We start from the raw sequence: 18,023 nt of genomic DNA, 5'->3' as shown, positions 1-18,023 counted from the left end.
GAAGCCGCGGCTTCAGTATCCATACGTACGGTGGGGCCCGCCCTGGCGGCCCCGCTATAACGCCCTTTCAGGAAAGAGCGATGGCCGGAATTAAGGAAATTCGAACCAAGATCAAGAGCGTGCAGAACACGCGCAAGATCACCAAAGCCATGGAGATGGTGGCTGCATCCAAAATGCGCAAGGCGCAGGACCGGATGCGCGCGGGCCGTCCCTATGCAACCAAGGTGCGCGAGATCGCGGCCCACCTGATGCAGGCGCATCCCGATTACTCGCACCCCTACATGCAGGAACGCCCGGTCCGCGCGGTCGGCATCGTGGTGGTCAGCACCGACAAGGGCCTGTGCGGCGGCTTGAATACCAACATCATGCGCCTGGTGCTGGCGCGCTTGAAGGAATTCGAGCAGCAGGGCATCAAGGTGCAGGCCACGGCTCTGGGCAACAAAGGCCTGGGCGTGCTGACGCGCATCGGCGCGAACCTGGTGTCGCAGGAAACCCAGCTGGGCGACAAGCCCAACCTGGAACGCCTCATCGGCGCCATCAAGGTCCAGATCGACGACTTCGTCGACGGCAAGATCGACGCCATCTACCTGGCCACCAATCGCTTCGTCAACACCATGAAGCAGGATCCCAGCTTCATCCGCCTGTTGCCGCTGCCCAGCGGCCTGGCCGACCCCTTCCAGTCCGCGCCTGAACAAGGCGACGAAGCGGTCAAATCCTCCTATGGCTGGGACTACATCTACGAGCCTGATTCCAAGACGGTCATCGATGACCTGCTGATGCGCTACGTGGAAGGTCTGGTGTACCAGGCCGTGGCGGAAAACATGGCTTCCGAGCAGTCGGCTCGCATGGTCGCCATGAAGGCGGCATCCGACAATGCCAAGAAAGTCATCGGCGACCTTCAGCTGGTCTACAACAAGACCCGCCAAGCCGCCATTACCAAAGAAATTTCAGAAATCGTGGGGGGCGCTGCCGCTGTTTGAACCTAAACAGAAAGGCATCCCGTCAAAGATATTTAGCAAGGACTAAACATGAGCAACGGTACCATCGTTCAGTGCATCGGCGCCGTGGTGGATATTCAGTTCCCCCGCGACCGCATCCCCAAAATCTACGACGCGCTCAAGCTAGTCGATGAAAGCTCGGCCTTCGCCGAGCGCGGCCTGACCTTCGAAGTTCAACAGCAGCTCGGCGACGGTGTGGTGCGTACGATTGCCATGGGTTCCTCCGACGGCCTGCGCCGCGGCATGGAAGTGGCCAACTCCGGCGCGCCCATTTCGGTGCCCGTCGGCGAAGGCACGCTGGGCCGCATCATGGACGTCCTGGGCCGCCCCATCGACGAGCGCGGTCCCATCCAGAGCGACGAAACCCGCGCCATCCACCAGGACGCGCCCAAGTTCGACGACCTTTCCCCGTCGGTCGAGCTCCTGGAAACCGGCATCAAGGTTATCGACCTGGTCTGCCCGTTCGCCAAGGGCGGCAAGGTGGGCCTGTTCGGCGGCGCCGGCGTGGGCAAGACCGTCAACATGCTCGAGCTCATCAATAACATCGCCAAGGCGCACAGCGGCCTGTCCGTGTTCGCCGGCGTGGGCGAGCGCACTCGCGAAGGCAACGACTTCTACCACGAAATGGCTGAAGCCGGCGTCATCAAGATGGACAACCTCAAGGAATCCAAGGTTGCCATGGTGTTCGGCCAGATGAACGAGCCCCCCGGCAACCGTCTGCGCGTGGCGCTGTCCGGCCTGACCATGGCCGAGAAGTTCCGCGACGAAGGCCGCGACATCCTGTTCTTCGTCGACAACATCTACCGCTACACGCTGGCCGGTACCGAAGTGTCCGCTCTGCTGGGCCGCATGCCGTCCGCCGTGGGTTATCAGCCCACGCTGGCCGAGGAAATGGGCAAGCTCCAGGAACGCATCACGTCCACCAAGACCGGTTCCATTACGTCCATCCAGGCCGTTTACGTTCCTGCCGATGACTTGACCGACCCGTCGCCCGCAACCACCTTCCAGCACTTGGACTCCACCGTCGTGTTGTCGCGCGACATCGCCGCTTTGGGTATCTACCCCGCCGTCGATCCGCTCGATTCCACCAGCCGCCAGCTCGACCCGCAAGTCGTGGGTGAAGAGCACTACGCGGTAGCGCGTGGCGTGCAACAGACCCTGCAGCGCTACAAGGAACTGCGCGACATCATCGCGATTCTCGGCATGGACGAACTGTCGCCCGAAGACAAGCAGGCCGTGGCGCGCGCCCGCAAGATCCAGCGCTTCCTGTCGCAGCCTTTCCACGTGGCCGAGGTCTTTACCGGTTCTCCCGGCAAGTACGTGCCGCTGGCGGAAACCTTGCGCGGCTTCAAGATGATCGTGGACGGCGAATGCGATGCGCTCCCCGAGCAGGCCTTCTACATGGTCGGCTCGATCGACGAGGCCTTCGAAAAAGCCAAGTCCATTCAATAAGGATTATTCATGGCCAACTTGCATGTTGACGTGGTCAGCGCAGAAGAATCGATCTTCGCCGGCGAGGCGAGGTTCGTCACGCTGCCTGGCGAGTCCGGCGAGCTGGGCATCTTGCCCGGCCACACGCCGCTCATCTCGCGTGTTCGCCCCGGAACGGTCAAGGTCGTTTTGGTCGACGGGTCCGAAATCAGCATTTTCGTTGCGGGCGGCATCCTGGAGGTCCAGCCCGGTACGGTGACGGTTCTGTCCGATACCGCCATCCGTGCCGAGGATCTCGACGAGGCCAAGGCCCTGGAGGCGCGCAAGCGTGCCGAAGAGGCGCTGCGCAATGCCAAGGACAAGGCGGACATCGCCGTGGTCGAGGCGGAACTGGCCATGCTCGCGGCCCAGGCGGCGGCGGCCCGCAAGCTCAGCCAGACGCGCCGCTCGCACTGAGAGGCATTGGATTCCGCGCGGGGCGGGCAGGCTCCGCGCGCGTTTTCCGCACGACTTTAGTTAGCGCCTTCGGGCGCTTTTGTCGTTTTTGAGCCTATGCCCGGTGTGATGGTTTCGTCCAAACATCCTGCGCAGCAAGGCGCTCATCCGTATTAACCGAGTTAAGACTATTGCGAATTGTGGGGGACCCCCGCGCCGTCCTATCCTTCAGGCACTACAACACATGTACCGGAGGACACAATGAGGGAACGGCTAGATTGCGCATTGCTCAGCACACGTTCCAGTCAAGACTGGGCCAGCCAATGGCTGGGGCGCCATGCGGGCGGCAAGCTCCTGGTGCACAGCTTCGACGTCATAGATGAAACCGAACCAGACGAAGCCGCCCGCGCCCTGGCGTCGTCCGCCATCCAGCTGCGCCGGTACGACGTCTGCCTGCTGCCCGTCCTCGAACACAACCTGTCCTGGGCCCGCACCGCCCTGGCAACGGCCAGGGGCTGCCTGTACACCCCCGTGCTGGCGCTCGTCCTGGACCTCAAGGCCGGCGCCCTCAACGACCTGTACGCACTCGGCCTGGCCGACTTCGTCCGCGGCCCGGTGTGCCTGGAAGAACTTCGCGCCAGGGTCGAGCGTCTGCTCGACGACCGCCGGCGCGGCCCCCTCGCCGCCGCCGGGCCGCCCACGCCGCCGCAGCTGGGCGAATTTCCCGGGCACTATGCGGAAGCCCTGGACCCGGACGCCGTCGACGCAACCGAAGACGTTTGCGCCAATATTCTGGACTACACTGGCCTCCAGCTCGAAGCCTTCGCCGTAAGCGTCGCCTTCCGGTGCTCCGACAGCCCCGAATCATTCCGCTCGGCCAAAAGCAAAGTGGTGGAAAGATTCGAACGCGCCTACCTCACGGCGGCCCTGGATCGGCATTCCGGCAACAACGCCATGGCGGCCCGCGCCGCGCAAAAGCATCGGCGCGCATTCTGGGCGCTCATGCGCAAGCACGAGATCGACGCCGCTCCGTTCCGGCCGCCCCCGGCCTCCTGCGAGTCGTCCCCAAGCACCCAATAGATGGGTAAAATGACAGGCTTGGAATAAGGATAGACGTGACTACACCCACTTTGAAAAACGATGTATTCCTTCGCGCACTGATGCGCGAACCGGTTCCCTACACCCCGATCTGGCTCATGCGCCAAGCGGGCCGGTATCTGCCTGAATACAACGAAACGCGCGCGCGCGCCGGGTCTTTCCTCGCGCTGGCCCAGAATCGCGAATACGCATGCGAAGTAACGCTGCAGCCGCTATTCCGTTTCGACCTGGATGCGGCCATACTGTTTTCCGACATCCTGACGGTGCCCCACGCCATGGGCCTGGGCCTGGACTTCGTCGCCGGGGAAGGCCCGCGCTTCGCGCATCCCCTGCGGAACGAAGACGACGTCCGCAAGCTCGCCGTCCCCGACATGGACCGGTTGCAATACGTATTCGACGCCGTCTCCCTGATCCGCAAGGAACTCGACGGCAAGGTGCCCCTCATCGGCTTTGCCGGCAGCCCCTGGACGGTCGGCTGCTACATGGTCGAAGGGCAAGGGTCCGACGACTACCGCCTGATCAAAACCATGCTCTACAGCCGGCCCGACCTGCTGCACCGCATTCTCCAGGTCAACGCCGAAGCCACCACGCAATACCTCAATTGCCAGATCCAGGCCGGCGCGCAGGCCGTCATGGTCTTCGACAGCTGGGGCGGCGTGCTGGCGGACGGCCTGTTCCAGGAATTCTCCCTTGCCTACACGCGCAAGGTGGTCGACGGCCTCATCCGCGAACACGAAGGCCGGCGCGTGCCCGTCATCGTCTTCACCAAGGGCGGCGCACAATGGATCGAACAGATCGCCGCCATCGGCTGCGATGCGGTCGGCCTCGACTGGACGGCCAACCTGGCCCAGGTCCGGCAACGCACCGGCGATACGGTCGCATTGCAAGGCAACATGGACCCCATGGCGCTTTTTGGGGGGGACGCCGCCATACGCGCCCAGGCCAGGCGCGTCATCGACGACTTCGGCAAAGTCGGCCAGGGCGGGCATGTTTTCAACCTGGGCCACGGAATATCGCGTTTTACGCCGCCCGAAGCCGTCACCTCGCTGGTGGATGAAGTCCACACCTATAGCCGTGCCAAGCACTAAATCGCTGCGGATTCAAGGGGTAAAACCCTAGTTTTCCAGGCCGAATGCACCACGGTTGTGCACATATTTCGGTGCTGTGCACAAATTGTAAGCGGGGCGAGGCGATCGCCCCGGTTCTTTTGCAAGGCATTATTTTTAAAGGGAAAAAATGACCCGGACTTGGCTGTCTCCGACACAAGGCCCTATGGGCAAGGGTTTTCCAGCCGGTTATCCGTCCGCTTTTCCCCAAAGTTATCCACAGGGCGGTTCTTGGCTGCCGAAGTCTCGGCACAGCAAGCGCTTAGACCCATAAGCAAGAATTTACTTGAAGTACCAATGCCGGTTTCCTCCCAAGACATTCCCATTCCCGCCGCCCCGTCCGCCGGTCCCGGCGCGCCGGTCTTCTGGCTACGGGTGGCGCTCGATGTCCCTCTTCACGGCCTGTTCGACTACCGATCTGACGTGAAGGCGGCCGTCGGGGCGCGTGTCATCGTTCCCTTCGGAACGCGCCAGCTCGTCGGCGTGGTGGTGGGCCACCCGGCGACACCGGCGCTGGAGCCGGAGCAATTGCGGGACGTCGTCATGGTGCTGGACGACACCGACCCCTTGCCGGAAGATTGGCTGCGGCTTGCCTCGTTTGCGGCAAGATACTATCAGCGTCCTCTGGGCGAGGTCATTCTGCCCGCGCTGCCCGCGGGGCTGCGCAAGGTATCGGCCTATCTGGGCAAGCGTGCGGCGGGCGGGCCGGTTCGGCGCATGGACCGCCGCGCCGCGTCCAAGTCGGCGGCGGTCCCGGCCGACCAGCCCCCGCGACTGAATGCGGAACAGGCCGATGCCGCCGCTGCCATCGGCGCCTTGCAAGAACACAGGACCGTGCTGCTTCATGGGGTCACGGGCAGCGGCAAGACCGAGGTCTATCTGCATGCGGCGCAGCAAGTGCTGGCCCGGGGCCGCCAAGTGCTGTTCATGGTCCCGGAAATCAACCTTACGCCGCAGTTCGAATTGTCGCTGCGGGCGCGCCTGTCGGCCGTGGCGGGCCCGCGCGCGCTTGCCGTCATGCATAGCGGGCTGTCCGATGGGGAGCGCCTGCAGGCCTGGATTGGCGTCCAGCGCGGCGAGGCCAGGGTGTTGCTGGGCACGAGGCTGTCCGTTTTCGCGCCCATGCCCGAGCTCGGCCTGATCGTCGTGGACGAAGAACACGACGTATCGTACAAGCAGCAGGACGGCTTGCGCTATTCAGCTCGCGATCTTGCCGTCTGGCGCGGGCGCGACAGAAACATTCCCGTCGTTCTGGGGTCGGCCACGCCCTCGCTCGAAACCTGGAACCATGCCGAAAGAGGGCATTATCTGCGGTTCACCCTGGGCAAAAGGGCCAAGGCGGCCGAGCCGCCCGCCGTGCGCCTGGTCGATACCCGACGGCTGGCGCTGCAGCAGGGTTTTTCCCCGCAATTGCTCGAAGCCATGGAAAGCAGGCTGCAGCTCGGCCAGCAGTCGCTGGTCTTCCTGAATCGCCGCGGCTATGCGCCGGTCTTGAATTGCGGCTCCTGCGGCTGGGTCAGCCAGTGCCCGCGCTGCACCGCCTATACCGTCATGCACCGCGGCGGCGGGCGGTTCAATTCGCTGCAATGCCACCATTGCGGATACCAGGCCAGGGTGCCCCGGGCCTGCCCGGATTGCGGCGACCAGGATCTCAAGCCCATGGGCCGGGGCACCCAGCGGGTCGAGGAATACCTCGCGGAACGCTTTCCCCAGGCCCGCATCGCCCGCATCGATGCCGACAGCACCCGCCTGAAGGGCAGCGCCGCGGCCTTGTTCGCGAAGGTGCATGCCGGTGAAGTCGACATACTGGTCGGTACGCAGATGGTTGCCAAGGGCCACGATTTTGCCAATCTGGGCCTGGTCGGCGTGCTCAATGCCGACGCCATGCTGTTCGCGCAGGATTTCCGGGCGCCCGAACGCCTTTTCGCGCAGCTGATGCAGGTGGCCGGCCGCGCCGGGCGCCACGAGGCCGGCGGCGAGGTCATCATTCAAACCGACTACCCGGACCAGCCGGTCTACCAGGCCCTGGTCCGCCACGACTATCACGGTTTCGCACGCTACGGGCTGGCCGAACGCGAGGCCGTGGGCCTGCCGCCCTTCGCCCACCAGGCCTTGCTTACCGCCGAAGCCCGCGAACTGCGCATGTCGCTCGAGTTTCTCGCCAGGGCCCGCGACCTCCCCGCCGCCGACCGCGAGGCTTACCCCGAAGCCGACGCGATCACCCTGTATGATCCGGTTCCGCTGCGCGTGGTGCGCGTCGCCAACATCGAAAGGGCGCAGTTGCTGGTCGAAAGCCGCAACCGTCCCGCCCTGCAGCGTTTCCTGGCGCAATGGGCGGCCGCGCTGCCGGACCTCGCCCGCGAATTGCGCATACGCTACAACCTGGAAGTCGACCCCCTGGAAATATAGGAGCAGGGCCTTGAGCCAGCCACGCGGACATACGGTTCCCCACGACTTGAACGCCATGCAGCGGCAAGCGGTGCTGTATCTGGACGGCCCCTGCCTGGTGCTGGCCGGGGCGGGCAGCGGCAAGACGCGGGTCATCACGCAGAAGATCGCCTATCTGCTGCGGGAATGCGCTTACCCGGCGCGCCAGATCGTGGCGCTGACCTTCACCAACAAAGCCGCGCGCGAAATGAATGAAAGGGTCAAGCTGCTGGTGGACGCCAAGCTGGCGAAGGGCTTGACGGTCAGCACCTTCCATTCGCTGGGCCTGCGCTTCCTGCGCGAGGAAGCGGCCCACGCCGGATTGAAGCCGCGATTTTCCATCCTCGATTCCAATGACGCGCTGGCCATCATCCAGGAGCTGCTGGCCACCACCGACAAGGGGCGCCTGCGGGCGGTGCAGCAGAATATTTCCCTTTGGAAAAATGCCCTGATGGACCCCGACGCCGCGGAACGCGGCGCGGCATCGCCCAGCGAAGCCGAGGCGGCGAAGGTGTACCGCAGCTATAACGCCACCCTGGAGGCCTACCAATCGGTGGATTTCGACGACCTGATCCGGCTGCCCGCCGTGCTGCTCGAAACCAACGACGAGGTCCGGCAGCGGTGGCAGGCGCGCGTGCATTATCTTCTGGTGGATGAATACCAGGACACCAACGTGTGCCAATACCGGCTGGTCCAGGCCCTGACGGGGCGGCGCGCCATGTTCACGGCGGTCGGGGACGACGACCAGGCCATCTATGCCTGGCGCGGCGCGACCATCGAGAACCTCGCCAAGCTGACGACCGACTATCCCGCACTGAAAATCATCAAGCTCGAGCAGAATTACCGGTCCGTCCAGCGCATACTCACGGCGGCCAACAACGTGATCAGCCGCAATCCGAATCTGTTCGGGAAGAAGCTGTGGTCCGACCTGGGGATGGGCGAGGCCATCCAGGTCACGCCCATGGACAACGAAGAAGCCGAGGCCGAAGGAATCGCCCTGCGCTTGTCGGCGGCGCGGTTCGAGCGGCGGGCCGAGTGGCGGGATTTTGCCGTGCTGTATCGCAGCAACCACCAGGCGCGCGCGCTGGAGCAGGCCTTGCGCAATTTGCGCATCCCCTATTCGATCTCGGGCGGGCAAAGTTTTTTCGACAAGCCCGAGATCCGCGACATTCTGGCGTATTTGCGGCTCATCGCCAACGACAGCGACGACCCCGCCTTCATCCGCGCCGTGACGACGCCGCGCCGCGGAATCGGCCAGGCCACTTTGCAGGCGCTGGGCCAGTTCGCGGCCGAGCGCGGGCTTTCGCTGTTCGAGGCCATCTTCGACGTCGGGCCCAGCGGCAGGCTGGGCGCCAAGCAGCTGGAGCCCTTGCAGACCTTCGGCGGCTTCATCCAGCGCCTCCAGGCGCGGGCGGGCGGCAAGCCGGGCGCGGCCATTCGCCCCACGCAGGCCAGCCTGGCGCTGGAACACGGGCTGGATACGCGCGCGGCCGGCGTCGACGGCGCCCGGGAGGACACGGCGGCCGTGCAGCTGGACGACTTGCTCGATACGATCCAGTACGAGCGGCATCTCTATGATGTGTTCGACGAAAGGCAGGCGCAGACCCGCTGGGCCAATGTGCTGGAGCTCGTCTCCTGGCTCAAGCGCAAGGCCGAGGAAGGCGGCATGACGCTCATCGAGCTGGTCCAGCACGTGGCGCTGGTCACCATGCTGGAGCGCGGCGACGACGAGGAGCCCGACGCGGTCAAGCTCTCGACGCTGCATGCGTCCAAAGGGCTGGAATATCCCCATGTGTATCTCGCCGGCGTCGAGGAAGGCCTGCTGCCGCACGCCGGCCGCGACGAGGACGACCTGAACCCCGAAACCGCCGCCGAGGCGCTTGCGCAGCGCATACAGGAAGAGCGCCGCCTGATGTACGTGGGCATCACCCGGGCGCAGCGCAGCTTGCATCTTACTTGGTGCAAGAAGCGTCGCCGGGCCCGCGAAGACGTCGTCCGAGAAAAATCGCGCTTCATCGAGGAAATGGGGCTGGAAGAGCCGGCTTCGCGCGAAGACCCGGCGACGGCGGCGCTCAGCCCCAAGGCGCGTCTGGACATGCTGAAGGCTTTGCTGAACAAGGCCTAGGGCCGGTGCCGCCTGTCTTTCAGCGTCGACAGGCCCCAAGGGGCGGCAACCCTTGCAAAAAGCGCGCCGCAAAAAGAAAAGCCTGCCGCATATCGGCAGGCTTGCTGCTGGGCGCACCCAAGTGCGCCCTACCGTTTACGATGCTTACCAGTGCGAACCGGAAAAACGGGCACTCTTGGCGCGGGCTTCGTCCAGGGCTGCCGTGACGTCCATCACGTAGTCCCAGGTTGCCTTGACGCCATGCTGGATGGCGGCCAGTATTTCCTTGCCCAGGGTTGCGATCGAAACAGACTCACCATCGCTCAATGCTTGGCGCATCAAGTCACGCTCGAGAGAGTCACTCATGCGGCTGAACTGATTGTAAGAAAGATTCGACATCATTTTGACCTCATCTGGGAGTGTCTGACAGAACAGGATTGTTTTGCGCTGACGAATGTCATTATAGGGTAAACCCTAGGGTAATACAAGGGTAAACCCTAATATCCCTACTAGGGTGGAAAACTGTTGTAAATAAGGCAAGCCTGCGGCCGTCCGGCCAAACGTCCGCCTGATGATGCACTCCGGGCCCGCGGCCGGGCGTCCACTGTGTATATAGGGCAAAATAGCGGTTTCATCCGTTTGGACGCTTTCACCGCCATGTCATCTTTTCGCCCTGCTCCCCTCACTGGCATCCGGGTCCTGGACCTGACCCGAGTCCTGGCCGGCCCCTGGTGCACGCAGAATCTGGCCGACCTCGGCGCTGAAGTCATCAAGATCGAACGCCCCGGCTCGGGCGACGACACCCGCGGCTGGGGCCCCCCCTACGTGAAGGACGCGCAGGGGCAGGACACGACCGAGGCGGCCTATTACGCCTCCGCCAACCGCAACAAGTATTCGGTGGCCGTGGACATCTCCAGCCAGAAGGGCGCGGACCTCGTGCGCGAGCTCGCCAAGCAAAGCGACATCCTGGTCGAAAACTTCAAGGTCGGCGGCCTGGCCAAATACGGGCTGGACTACGAAAGCATCAAAGCCATCAATCCAAGGCTGATCTACTGTTCCATCACCGGTTTCGGGCAGAACGGGCCCTACGCCAGCCGGCCCGGGTACGACTTCATGATCCAGGGCATGGGCGGGCTCATGAGCATCACCGGCGAGCGCGACGATCTGCCCGGCGGCGGGCCCCAGAAGGCCGGCGTCGCGGTCGCCGACCTCATGACCGGCATGTATTCCACCGTGGGCATACTGGCCGCGCTGCACGAACGCGGCCGCAGCGGCCTGGGCCAGCACATCGACATGGCCCTGCTCGATTGCCAGGTGGCCATGCTGGCCAACCAGAACCAGAACTTCTTCACCTCGGGCGTGGCCCCGCAGCGCGCGGGCAATGCGCACCAGAACCTGGTCCCCTACCAGGTATTCGCCGCGGCCGATGGGCATTTGATCGTGGCCGTCGGCAACGACGGCCAGTTCAGGGCCTATTGCGGCGTCATCGGCCGTCCCGAACTGGCCGAAGACGCCCGGTTCAAGACCAACTCCAACCGGGTGATCAACCGGGACCTCCTGGTGCCCATGCTCGTGGACGTCATGAAGACGCAGGCCCGCGACCATTGGCTGGAACAGCTGGAACGGGTCGGCGTGCCGGCCGGCCCCATCAACACCATAGACCAGGTCTATGAAAACCCGCAGGTCAAGGCGCGCGAAATGCTGCGCCACCTGCCGCACAAATCGGCCGGCACCGCGCCGGTGGGGGCCAGCCCCTTGCGGTTCTCCGGCAGCCCCGTCCAGTATCGCCACGCGGCGCCCCTGCTGGGCGAGCACACGGAGCAGGTCCTGCGCGAGCGGCTGGGGCTCTCGGAAGACGAAATCAGGAATTTGACACGTTAATCCCTTGCCCGCAGGGGAAAGGGTACAGGAGATCCAGAGATGAAAAGTATCAAGACCATAGGCGTGGTGGGCGCCGGCGCCATGGGTCGCGGTATCGCCCAGATCGCCGCCCAGGCCGGGCTCGAGGTGCTGCTGTTCGACTTGAACGCCGACGCGGTGGCGGCGGCTCGCGACAGCTTGCGGGAAGTCTGGGACAAGCTTGCGTCCAAGGGCAAGATCACGCAGGAGCTCGCCGCCGCGTCCCTGCGGCGCATCGTGCCGTGCGGCGACTTGGCCGGCATGAGCCGCGCCGACCTCGTCGTCGAAGCCGTGGTCGAGCGCCTGGACGTCAAATGCGATCTGTTCCGCCAGCTCGAAGCCATCGTCGGCGACGACTGCATCCTGGCATCCAACACGTCTTCATTGTCCATCACTTCCATCGCCCAGGCTTGCGAGCGCCCGGAGCGCGTGGCCGGCTACCATTTCTTCAATCCCGTCCCGCTCATGAAGGTCGTCGAGGTCATCGACGGGCTGCGTTCCGATCCCGCGACCGGCGACGCCCTGATGGCGCTCTCGCGCGAAATGGGCCATACGCCGGTCCGCGCCAAGGACATGCCGGGCTTCATCGTGAACCACGCCGGGCGCGGGATGAACGTCGAAGGGCTGAAGACGGCCCAGGAATCGGTTGCGCCTTTTTATCAGATCGACGCCATCATGCGTGAACAGGCCGGCTTCCGTATGGGCCCGTTCGAGCTCATGGACCTGACCGGGCTCGACGTCTCGCATCCCGTCATGGAATCGATCTATGGGCAGTTCTACGATGAGCCGCGTTTCCGGCCGTCGCCCATCACCGCGGTCCGCTATGCCGGCAAGATGCTGGGCCGCAAGACCGGCCTGGGCTTCTATGCCTATCCCGACGGGCAGAAGCAGGTGCCGGCGGAGCCGCCCGTGCCGGCGGCCGTCCAGGGCTTGAAGGTATGGCTGGCGCCTTATCACTCGGTGGGGCATAAAAGGGCGGCCGCGCTGCTCAAGGACCTGGGCGCCGATGTGGTGGCCGCCGAGGCGCCTCCGGCGGACGCCTTGATCGTCGTGACGCCTTATGGCGAGGACACCGCCGGCGTCGTGGGCGGGCACCAGCTCGACGGCGAGCGCACGGTGGCCCTCGATACGTTCTTCGGGCTCGAGCAGGGCAGGCGGCGGGTGGTGATGTGTTCGGCGGCCACGCTGCCCAAATGGCGGGACGCGGCCCATGCGCTGTTCGCCGGCGACGGCACCGCCGTCTCGGTGATCAACGACTCGGCCGGCTTCGTCGCCCAGCGCATCGTCGCCGGCATCGTCAACATCGCCAGCGACATCGCCCAGCAGTCTATCGCGACGCCGGCCGACATCGACCGCGCCGTTTCCCTGGGGCTGGGTTACCCGAAGGGCGGTCCTCTGGCCATGGGGGACGCCTTGGGCGCCGCGCATGTGCTCGAAATCCTGCGCACCATGCAGCGCGTGACGGGCGACATGCGCTACCGGCCCAGCCCCTGGCTGCAGCGAAGGGTGCAGCTGGGCTTGTCGCTGCTGGCCGAGCCGGCTTGCGTCGCCGTCTGACGGCGCAAGGGGCCGGTCAGGCCGGCGGCGCGTATTCCCGGCGTGGCGTCAACGCCGCTTGCAGCGCCGCCAGGTCGTCGCCCGACATCAGCGCGCTCCAGGCCCGGCCGGCGCCGCTTTCGCCCAGCAGGCGTTCCGCATTGGCCATGAACTTGCGTTCGATGGCATCGGCGCTCGCCGGCCTTTCGGCGCTGCCGGCGACCTGTTCGATGTAGCGGTGGAATCGCCGGCCGTCTTCCAGCACGACGGTCAGGTCCGCGTCGAACTTTTCCGGGAAAGGGCTTTCAGGGCGCGGCTCCCACAGGATCCGCCGTGACAGCGCGACGGCGTCGTCGTCGATTCGTTCCCCCGCCATGGCGTCCAGGTCCACCGGCTTGCCCGACAATATTCTTGCCAGGCAATAAGGCAGGCTGTACTTGGCTTCGTTGGTGGAGCGCGGCGACTGCTTTGCCGCCCAGGGTTCGCAAATCACGAGCGCGGCGCCAGGGGCGACCTTGCACAGCACATTGGCGACGGCCGGCTCGGCGCCGATTTCCTGCATGATGGACGCGGCGGCTTCCAGGTACGGATGGATGTAATGGCAGCAGGGATAAAGCTTGAAGGCGGCGTCCCGCAGGCGCCATTCGGCGCCCAGGCCGTCGAGCAGCCCGGCCATGGCGGCGCCCGCCGCGTCGTCGGCCGCGTAGGCGTTGAAGAGTCCGTAGCGGCCTTCCAGCACGGTTGCGGGCCCCGTCATGCCGCCCTGGGCGAGGTCGGCCGCCCACAGGCCGGCGTGCGCGGCCCAGCCGGGATGCAGGGCTTTCACGTTGGACCCGTTGCTCAGGAATTCGAAGATGCCTCCCGCCTGGCTGCCGGCGATGCCGGCGGCCGCCACGGTCTGGTCCAGTGACAGCCCTTTGGCCGTCGCTGCCAGCAGGGCGGCCACGGGCGCGCCGCCGACGGACGTCACCTGGAACCCGCGCCGCTGGAAACCGCCGGGGCTGGCCTGGCCCAGGCGCACCAGGATCTCCCAGCCGGCGACGACCAGGCGGATGAGGCTTTCCAGGGTCCCGGCCGCGGCTTGCGTGGCGGCCAGGGCGGCGGGCACGATGACCGCGCTGCCATGCACGATGGACCCCATGTGCGTGTCATCGAATTCCAGCGAGTGCATGGACGTGCCGTTCATCAGCGCCGCGACGGCGGGCGGACGCGTGCCGGCCAGGCCCAGCGCCGTCGCCGGGCCCGGCGCGGGATGTTGGGCCTGCAAGGTTTCCAGCAGGCGCCGATGCGCCGGCACGCCGGCCGCGGCCAGCCCGACGCCGATGGCGTCGGCGACGTGCAGGCGCGCCAGGCGCCGGACGTCGGCGGGGATGGGAGCGCGAACGAGTTCGTGGGCGAAGAGAGCGGCCCGGGCGCTGAGCGAGCGCCGGCCGGCGGCGGGGGGCGTCATGGGCGGACGTCCTGGAGATGCCCGGCCGCGTGCCGGCCCGCCAAATAGCCCAGCCCGATGGCGGTCAGCAGGCCGTTGCCCGACGCATAGCCTCCCGCTCCGGCTTTGCCGCTGATGCCCGCCGCGGCGCCGCCGCCCGCGTAGAGCCCGGGTATCGCGGCGCCGTCGGCGCGCAGCACGCGCCCATCGTCGTCCACGGCCAGGCCGCCCTGGGTGTGGAACAGCCCCGGCGAGACCCGGCACATCCACAGATGGCCCCGCAGCGGCGCCAGGTTGAATTTCTTCCGCTGGTACGGATCGGGCGTTTTGCCGGCGGCGGCATCGTTATAGTCGGCCAGCGTCCGGGCGAGGCCGTCTGCGGGGATCTTGAAGGCGGCGGCGAGCTCGGCCGGGTCTTCGCTATGGCGGATTCCGCCGTATTCCACCAGTTCGCGGAATTCGTCTTCTTTGCCGGCGATGTCTTTGATGCGGTCGTCGAACACCGCGAATACCGGCGAATTCTGGGCCAGCACGATGCGCGCGTAGGCGGAATAGCCCAGGTCCTCGTTGCCGAAACGCTCTCCTTTGCCGTTGACCAGGATGCCGCCTTTTTCGATGGTGGTCCAGGACAGCAGCGAGCCATGCGGGTAGGCGACGGCGGCATAGCCCTGGTAGGCCTGCATGTTCGCCAGCCTGGCGTCCAGCTGTTCGCCCCACAGTATGGCCTCGCCTTCACTGCCGAGCGCGCCGAAGTACTCGGCGCCGGCGATTTCCCCGCAGTATTTTTGAACCAGTTCGCGGTTGGCGCCGAATCCATTGGATGCCAGGATGAGGCATTTGACGCCGATCCGGCTGGTTTCGACGCCTTCCCCGCTGACTTCCACGCCGACGACGCGGCCCTTGCGCATGAACAGCCCGCTGACGGGATTGTTCACCACCAGAGGGATTTCGCGCTTTTCGACGGCGGCCAGCAGGTCGTCGACCAGGTCCTGGCCGCGCCGCGACACCGGCGCATGGAGGCGGGGCACGGTGTGGCCCACGTGCATGTAGTCCGTGATCAGCGCCATGCGCGCGCCGACCTCGTCGATCAGCCATTCGACCAGGGGGGCGGAGATTTCGGCCATGCGCCGCGTGAGCCCCGGAAGCTCGCTTTCGCCGGACAGTCTTTCAAGGTCCGCGACCATGCGCTCCGGGCTGTCCTCGATGCCGGCTTCGCGCTGGAACCGGCTGCCGGCGCCGGGCACGGAGCCGGTGCTCAGGGAGGAATTGCCGCCGGGACGGTCGCGTTTTTCGAGTATGGCGACGTTGGCGCCCTGGTCGTGCGCCGCGATGGCGGCCGCCAGGCCGCAGCCGCCCGCGCCCACCACGAGCACGTCGACTTCCATGTCCCAGGCCTGGTCGTCGGCCGCTTCCAGAATTACTGCTTTCATCTTGTCCTCGTTTCGATAAAGAGACTGCTTGTGGACGCCGCGTCAGCGCCCCGCCGCGGACGCGGCGCCGGCCCGCGTCGAAAAGAAATCGTCCATGCAGGCGGACCAGGAGGCCGCCGGCATGGATGCCGCGCCGTCGGCGCCGACGGCGGCGTCCAGGCGCCGCATGGCGGCGCAAAGGCCTGGGGCGACGCTTTCGGACAGGGCCGCGATCTTGTCCCACAGCACCGCTTCGGAATACGGGCGGTCCGGGCCGCCCTGGGCGCTCCAGCACACTTCGGAATACTGCTCGCCCGACCGCGTGGCGACGCTGACGCGCGCGGGCCGGTCTTCCGGCCAGGGCCGGGGATCGGGGAAGGCCTCCAGCCGGACCCGCCCGCGCAGCGCCGCGACGGCGTCGGCGTTCAGGGCGTCGGTGTTGAAGGCGGCGACGCCGCCATGCCCATGCACGAAGGCCGACGCCACCGCATGGGGCACCGAGAACTTGCTGCCCAGCGTGGTGACGGGCGCGGTGTCGTTCAAGCCATAGCCCAGGGCATGCACCTGGACGGTGATGGACGCGATGGCGTCGGTGTCCTTCAGCTCGGGATGTTTCGCCAGCAGCGCCTGTACCGCTTCGATCGACGAATGCGCGTATTGGCAGCAGGCGTTCATTTTGTGATAACCGTCTTCGACCGCATACCCGGGCGCTGCGACGGGGTCCAGGTAAGACAAGTCTTCGATGGCGCCCAGCGCGGTGTATACGTCATGCGGCGTCACGGCGCTTCCGCCGATGCCGCAGCGCGCGAACTCCACCGCCTGCAGGCCTATCGAGGCGCCCTGGCCGGCCCAGGCGTTGCGTATCAGTATGCCTTGCGTGGCCTGGTTGAAGGCGCCCGTCATGCCCAGGGCGCAGGCGCCGGCGACGGCCGCGACCAGTTCGTCCGCGGGCAGGCGGCGCAGGAAGGCCACGCCGGCGGCGGCGCCCACGGGCGCGAGCACGGCATGCGGATGCAGCGCCAGCCTCTCGAACCGCCATGTGCGTGCGATGCGCGCCACGGCGTCGTAGCCCAGCACGGCGGCGCGCAGGGTGTCCTGCGCGCTGGCGCCTTCCGCTTCCGCCGCGGCCAGGAGCGCCGGCAGCACGTAGAGGCCCGCATGGCAGACCGCTTTGCGATAGCCCTCGTCCATCTCGTTCCAGCCCATGGACAGCCCGTTGATCATGGCGGCCGCGTGGGTGTTCAGGCGAGGCCGGCCGTGGGCCAGCACGGAGGCCGCGCCGGCGGGGCCCTGCGCCAGGGCGCGTTCGCGGAACGCCCGGACCTGGGGTTCGTCGGCGGCGCTGCAGGCGGCGGCCAGGTTGTCCGCCAGGATGAGAATGGCGCGATGCCGGGTGGTGGCGGGAAAATCCCGCCATTCCCGGGTCTCGGCCCACAGCATGTAGTTCCGAAAGGCGTCGGAAGCGCTCAGAATAGTTCCCATAGGCTCTCCTGTTCCAGCAATGTGCTGCTCGGCCCGTCGTAGACGATGCGGCCGGACTTCAGCACGATGGCCCTGTCCACGTGTTCCAGGGTGGCTTGCACGTTCTGTTCGACCACCACGATGGTCGTGCCGCGATTGCGGTTGATTTCGCTGACGCTGTGCAGGACGTCGCGCACGATGACCGGCGCCAGCCCGGTCGTTGGTTCGTCCAGCAGCAGGATGGACGGCTGCGTCATCAGCGCCATGCCGATCGCCAGCATCTGCTGCTGCCCGCCGCTCAGCGACCCGGCGATTTGTTCCCGGCGCTCCTTGAGCAGCGGGAACAGGCCGAAGACTTCCTCCTGGGCGCGGCCCTGGTTGCGCAGGCCCGCAATCAGCAGGTTCTCGCGCACCGACAGCTCGCGGAACACGTTCGCGCCTTGCTGGACCAGGCCCAGGCCCAGGCCGACGTTCACGTGCGCTTCGTTGGTGACGATGGGCGTGCCGCGGTACCGGATGGCGCCGGATACGCTGGCCAGGTCGCCGACGCAGGCGCGAAGCAGGGTGGTCTTGCCCGCGCCGTTGTGCCCGAAGACGGCGACGCGCTCGCCTTCGCCTATGGTGAAGGACAAGTCGTGCAGGACGTGCAGCTTCCCATAGTAGGCGTTGAGATTTTCCACTTGAAGCATG

The 18,023-nt window shown here is 66.0% G+C and carries 14 protein-coding genes; 9 read left to right on the top strand and 5 right to left on the bottom strand.

The window, feature by feature from the left end; all coding sequences use genetic code 11:
• Positions 1-80: 80 nt before the first annotated feature.
• From atpG to H0A72_RS17880, 7 genes are all read left to right on the top strand, one after another.
• Entirely contained in the window at positions 81-980 is a 900-nt protein-coding gene (gene atpG / locus H0A72_RS17910) for a F0F1 ATP synthase subunit gamma (RefSeq protein WP_180157832.1), read from the top strand.
• Positions 981-1,028: 48 nt separating this feature from the next.
• Positions 1,029-2,450, top strand: a complete 1,422-nt coding sequence (gene atpD / locus H0A72_RS17905; protein WP_180157830.1) for a F0F1 ATP synthase subunit beta — start codon at positions 1,029-1,031, stop codon at positions 2,448-2,450.
• 9 nt (positions 2,451-2,459) lie between these two features.
• Complete coding sequence (locus H0A72_RS17900) at positions 2,460-2,885, top strand: F0F1 ATP synthase subunit epsilon (protein ID WP_180157828.1); 426 nt, start codon at positions 2,460-2,462, stop codon at positions 2,883-2,885.
• A 240-nt stretch (positions 2,886-3,125) separates the two neighbouring features.
• A complete protein-coding gene (locus H0A72_RS17895; RefSeq protein ID WP_246436961.1) occupies positions 3,126-3,944 on the top strand; it encodes a hypothetical protein in 819 nt (272 codons plus the stop codon).
• A gap of 35 nt (positions 3,945-3,979) precedes the next feature.
• The gene (gene hemE, locus H0A72_RS17890) at positions 3,980-5,050 is read left to right on the top strand and encodes a uroporphyrinogen decarboxylase (RefSeq protein WP_180157826.1); all 1,071 of its coding nucleotides are present in this window, start codon (positions 3,980-3,982) and stop codon (positions 5,048-5,050) included.
• Positions 5,051-5,365: 315 nt separating this feature from the next.
• Positions 5,366-7,477, top strand: coding sequence for a primosomal protein N' (locus H0A72_RS17885; protein WP_180157824.1), 2,112 nt, complete (start codon positions 5,366-5,368; stop codon positions 7,475-7,477).
• Positions 7,478-7,532: 55 nt separating this feature from the next.
• A complete protein-coding gene (locus tag H0A72_RS17880; protein WP_180157974.1) occupies positions 7,533-9,620 on the top strand; it encodes a UvrD-helicase domain-containing protein in 2,088 nt (695 codons plus the stop codon).
• Positions 9,621-9,764: 144 nt separating this feature from the next.
• On the opposite strand, the gene H0A72_RS17875 is transcribed toward H0A72_RS17880, so the two are convergent.
• Positions 9,765-10,001: a hypothetical protein gene (locus tag H0A72_RS17875; RefSeq protein WP_180157822.1), complete on the bottom strand. Its 237-nt coding sequence runs from the start codon at positions 9,999-10,001 to the stop codon at positions 9,765-9,767.
• 255 nt (positions 10,002-10,256) lie between these two features.
• Here H0A72_RS17875 and H0A72_RS17870 point away from each other — a divergent pair, with 255 nt between their 5' ends.
• Both H0A72_RS17870 and H0A72_RS17865 read left to right on the top strand, forming a co-directional pair.
• Complete coding sequence (locus tag H0A72_RS17870) at positions 10,257-11,480, top strand: CaiB/BaiF CoA transferase family protein (protein WP_180157820.1); 1,224 nt, start codon at positions 10,257-10,259, stop codon at positions 11,478-11,480.
• Positions 11,481-11,519: 39 nt separating this feature from the next.
• Positions 11,520-13,055, top strand: coding sequence for a 3-hydroxyacyl-CoA dehydrogenase (locus tag H0A72_RS17865; protein ID WP_180157818.1), 1,536 nt, complete (start codon positions 11,520-11,522; stop codon positions 13,053-13,055).
• A 16-nt stretch (positions 13,056-13,071) separates the two neighbouring features.
• Here H0A72_RS17865 and H0A72_RS17860 read toward each other — a convergent pair whose 3' ends face one another.
• Genes H0A72_RS17860 through H0A72_RS17845 form a run of 4 tightly spaced genes read right to left on the bottom strand, consistent with a single transcriptional unit; the run spans position 13,072 to position 18,022 of the window.
• Positions 13,072-14,484 (bottom strand): MmgE/PrpD family protein, encoded by a 1,413-nt coding sequence (locus H0A72_RS17860; RefSeq protein WP_180157816.1) that lies wholly within the window; start codon positions 14,482-14,484, stop codon positions 13,072-13,074.
• Positions 14,481-15,893: an FAD-dependent oxidoreductase gene (locus H0A72_RS17855; protein ID WP_246436962.1), complete on the bottom strand. Its 1,413-nt coding sequence runs from the start codon at positions 15,891-15,893 to the stop codon at positions 14,481-14,483. The genes H0A72_RS17860 and H0A72_RS17855 overlap by 4 nt, the downstream gene beginning before the upstream one ends.
• Before the next feature lie 42 nt (positions 15,894-15,935).
• Positions 15,936-17,354 carry an MmgE/PrpD family protein gene (locus tag H0A72_RS17850; RefSeq protein WP_180157814.1) on the bottom strand — a complete coding sequence of 473 codons (1,419 nt, stop codon included), beginning with the start codon at positions 17,352-17,354 and terminating at the stop codon, positions 15,936-15,938.
• Complete coding sequence (locus tag H0A72_RS17845; RefSeq protein WP_180157812.1) at positions 17,339-18,022, bottom strand: ABC transporter ATP-binding protein; 684 nt, start codon at positions 18,020-18,022, stop codon at positions 17,339-17,341. Before H0A72_RS17845 ends, H0A72_RS17850 begins: the two co-directional genes overlap by 16 nt.
• Position 18,023 lies beyond the last annotated feature (1 nt).

Origin of the sequence: Parapusillimonas granuli (assembly GCF_013416525.1) — a bacterium.
Classification (GTDB): domain Bacteria; phylum Pseudomonadota; class Gammaproteobacteria; order Burkholderiales; family Burkholderiaceae_B; genus Parapusillimonas; species Parapusillimonas granuli.
This window is presented reverse-complemented; position numbering and strand designations above follow the sequence as displayed.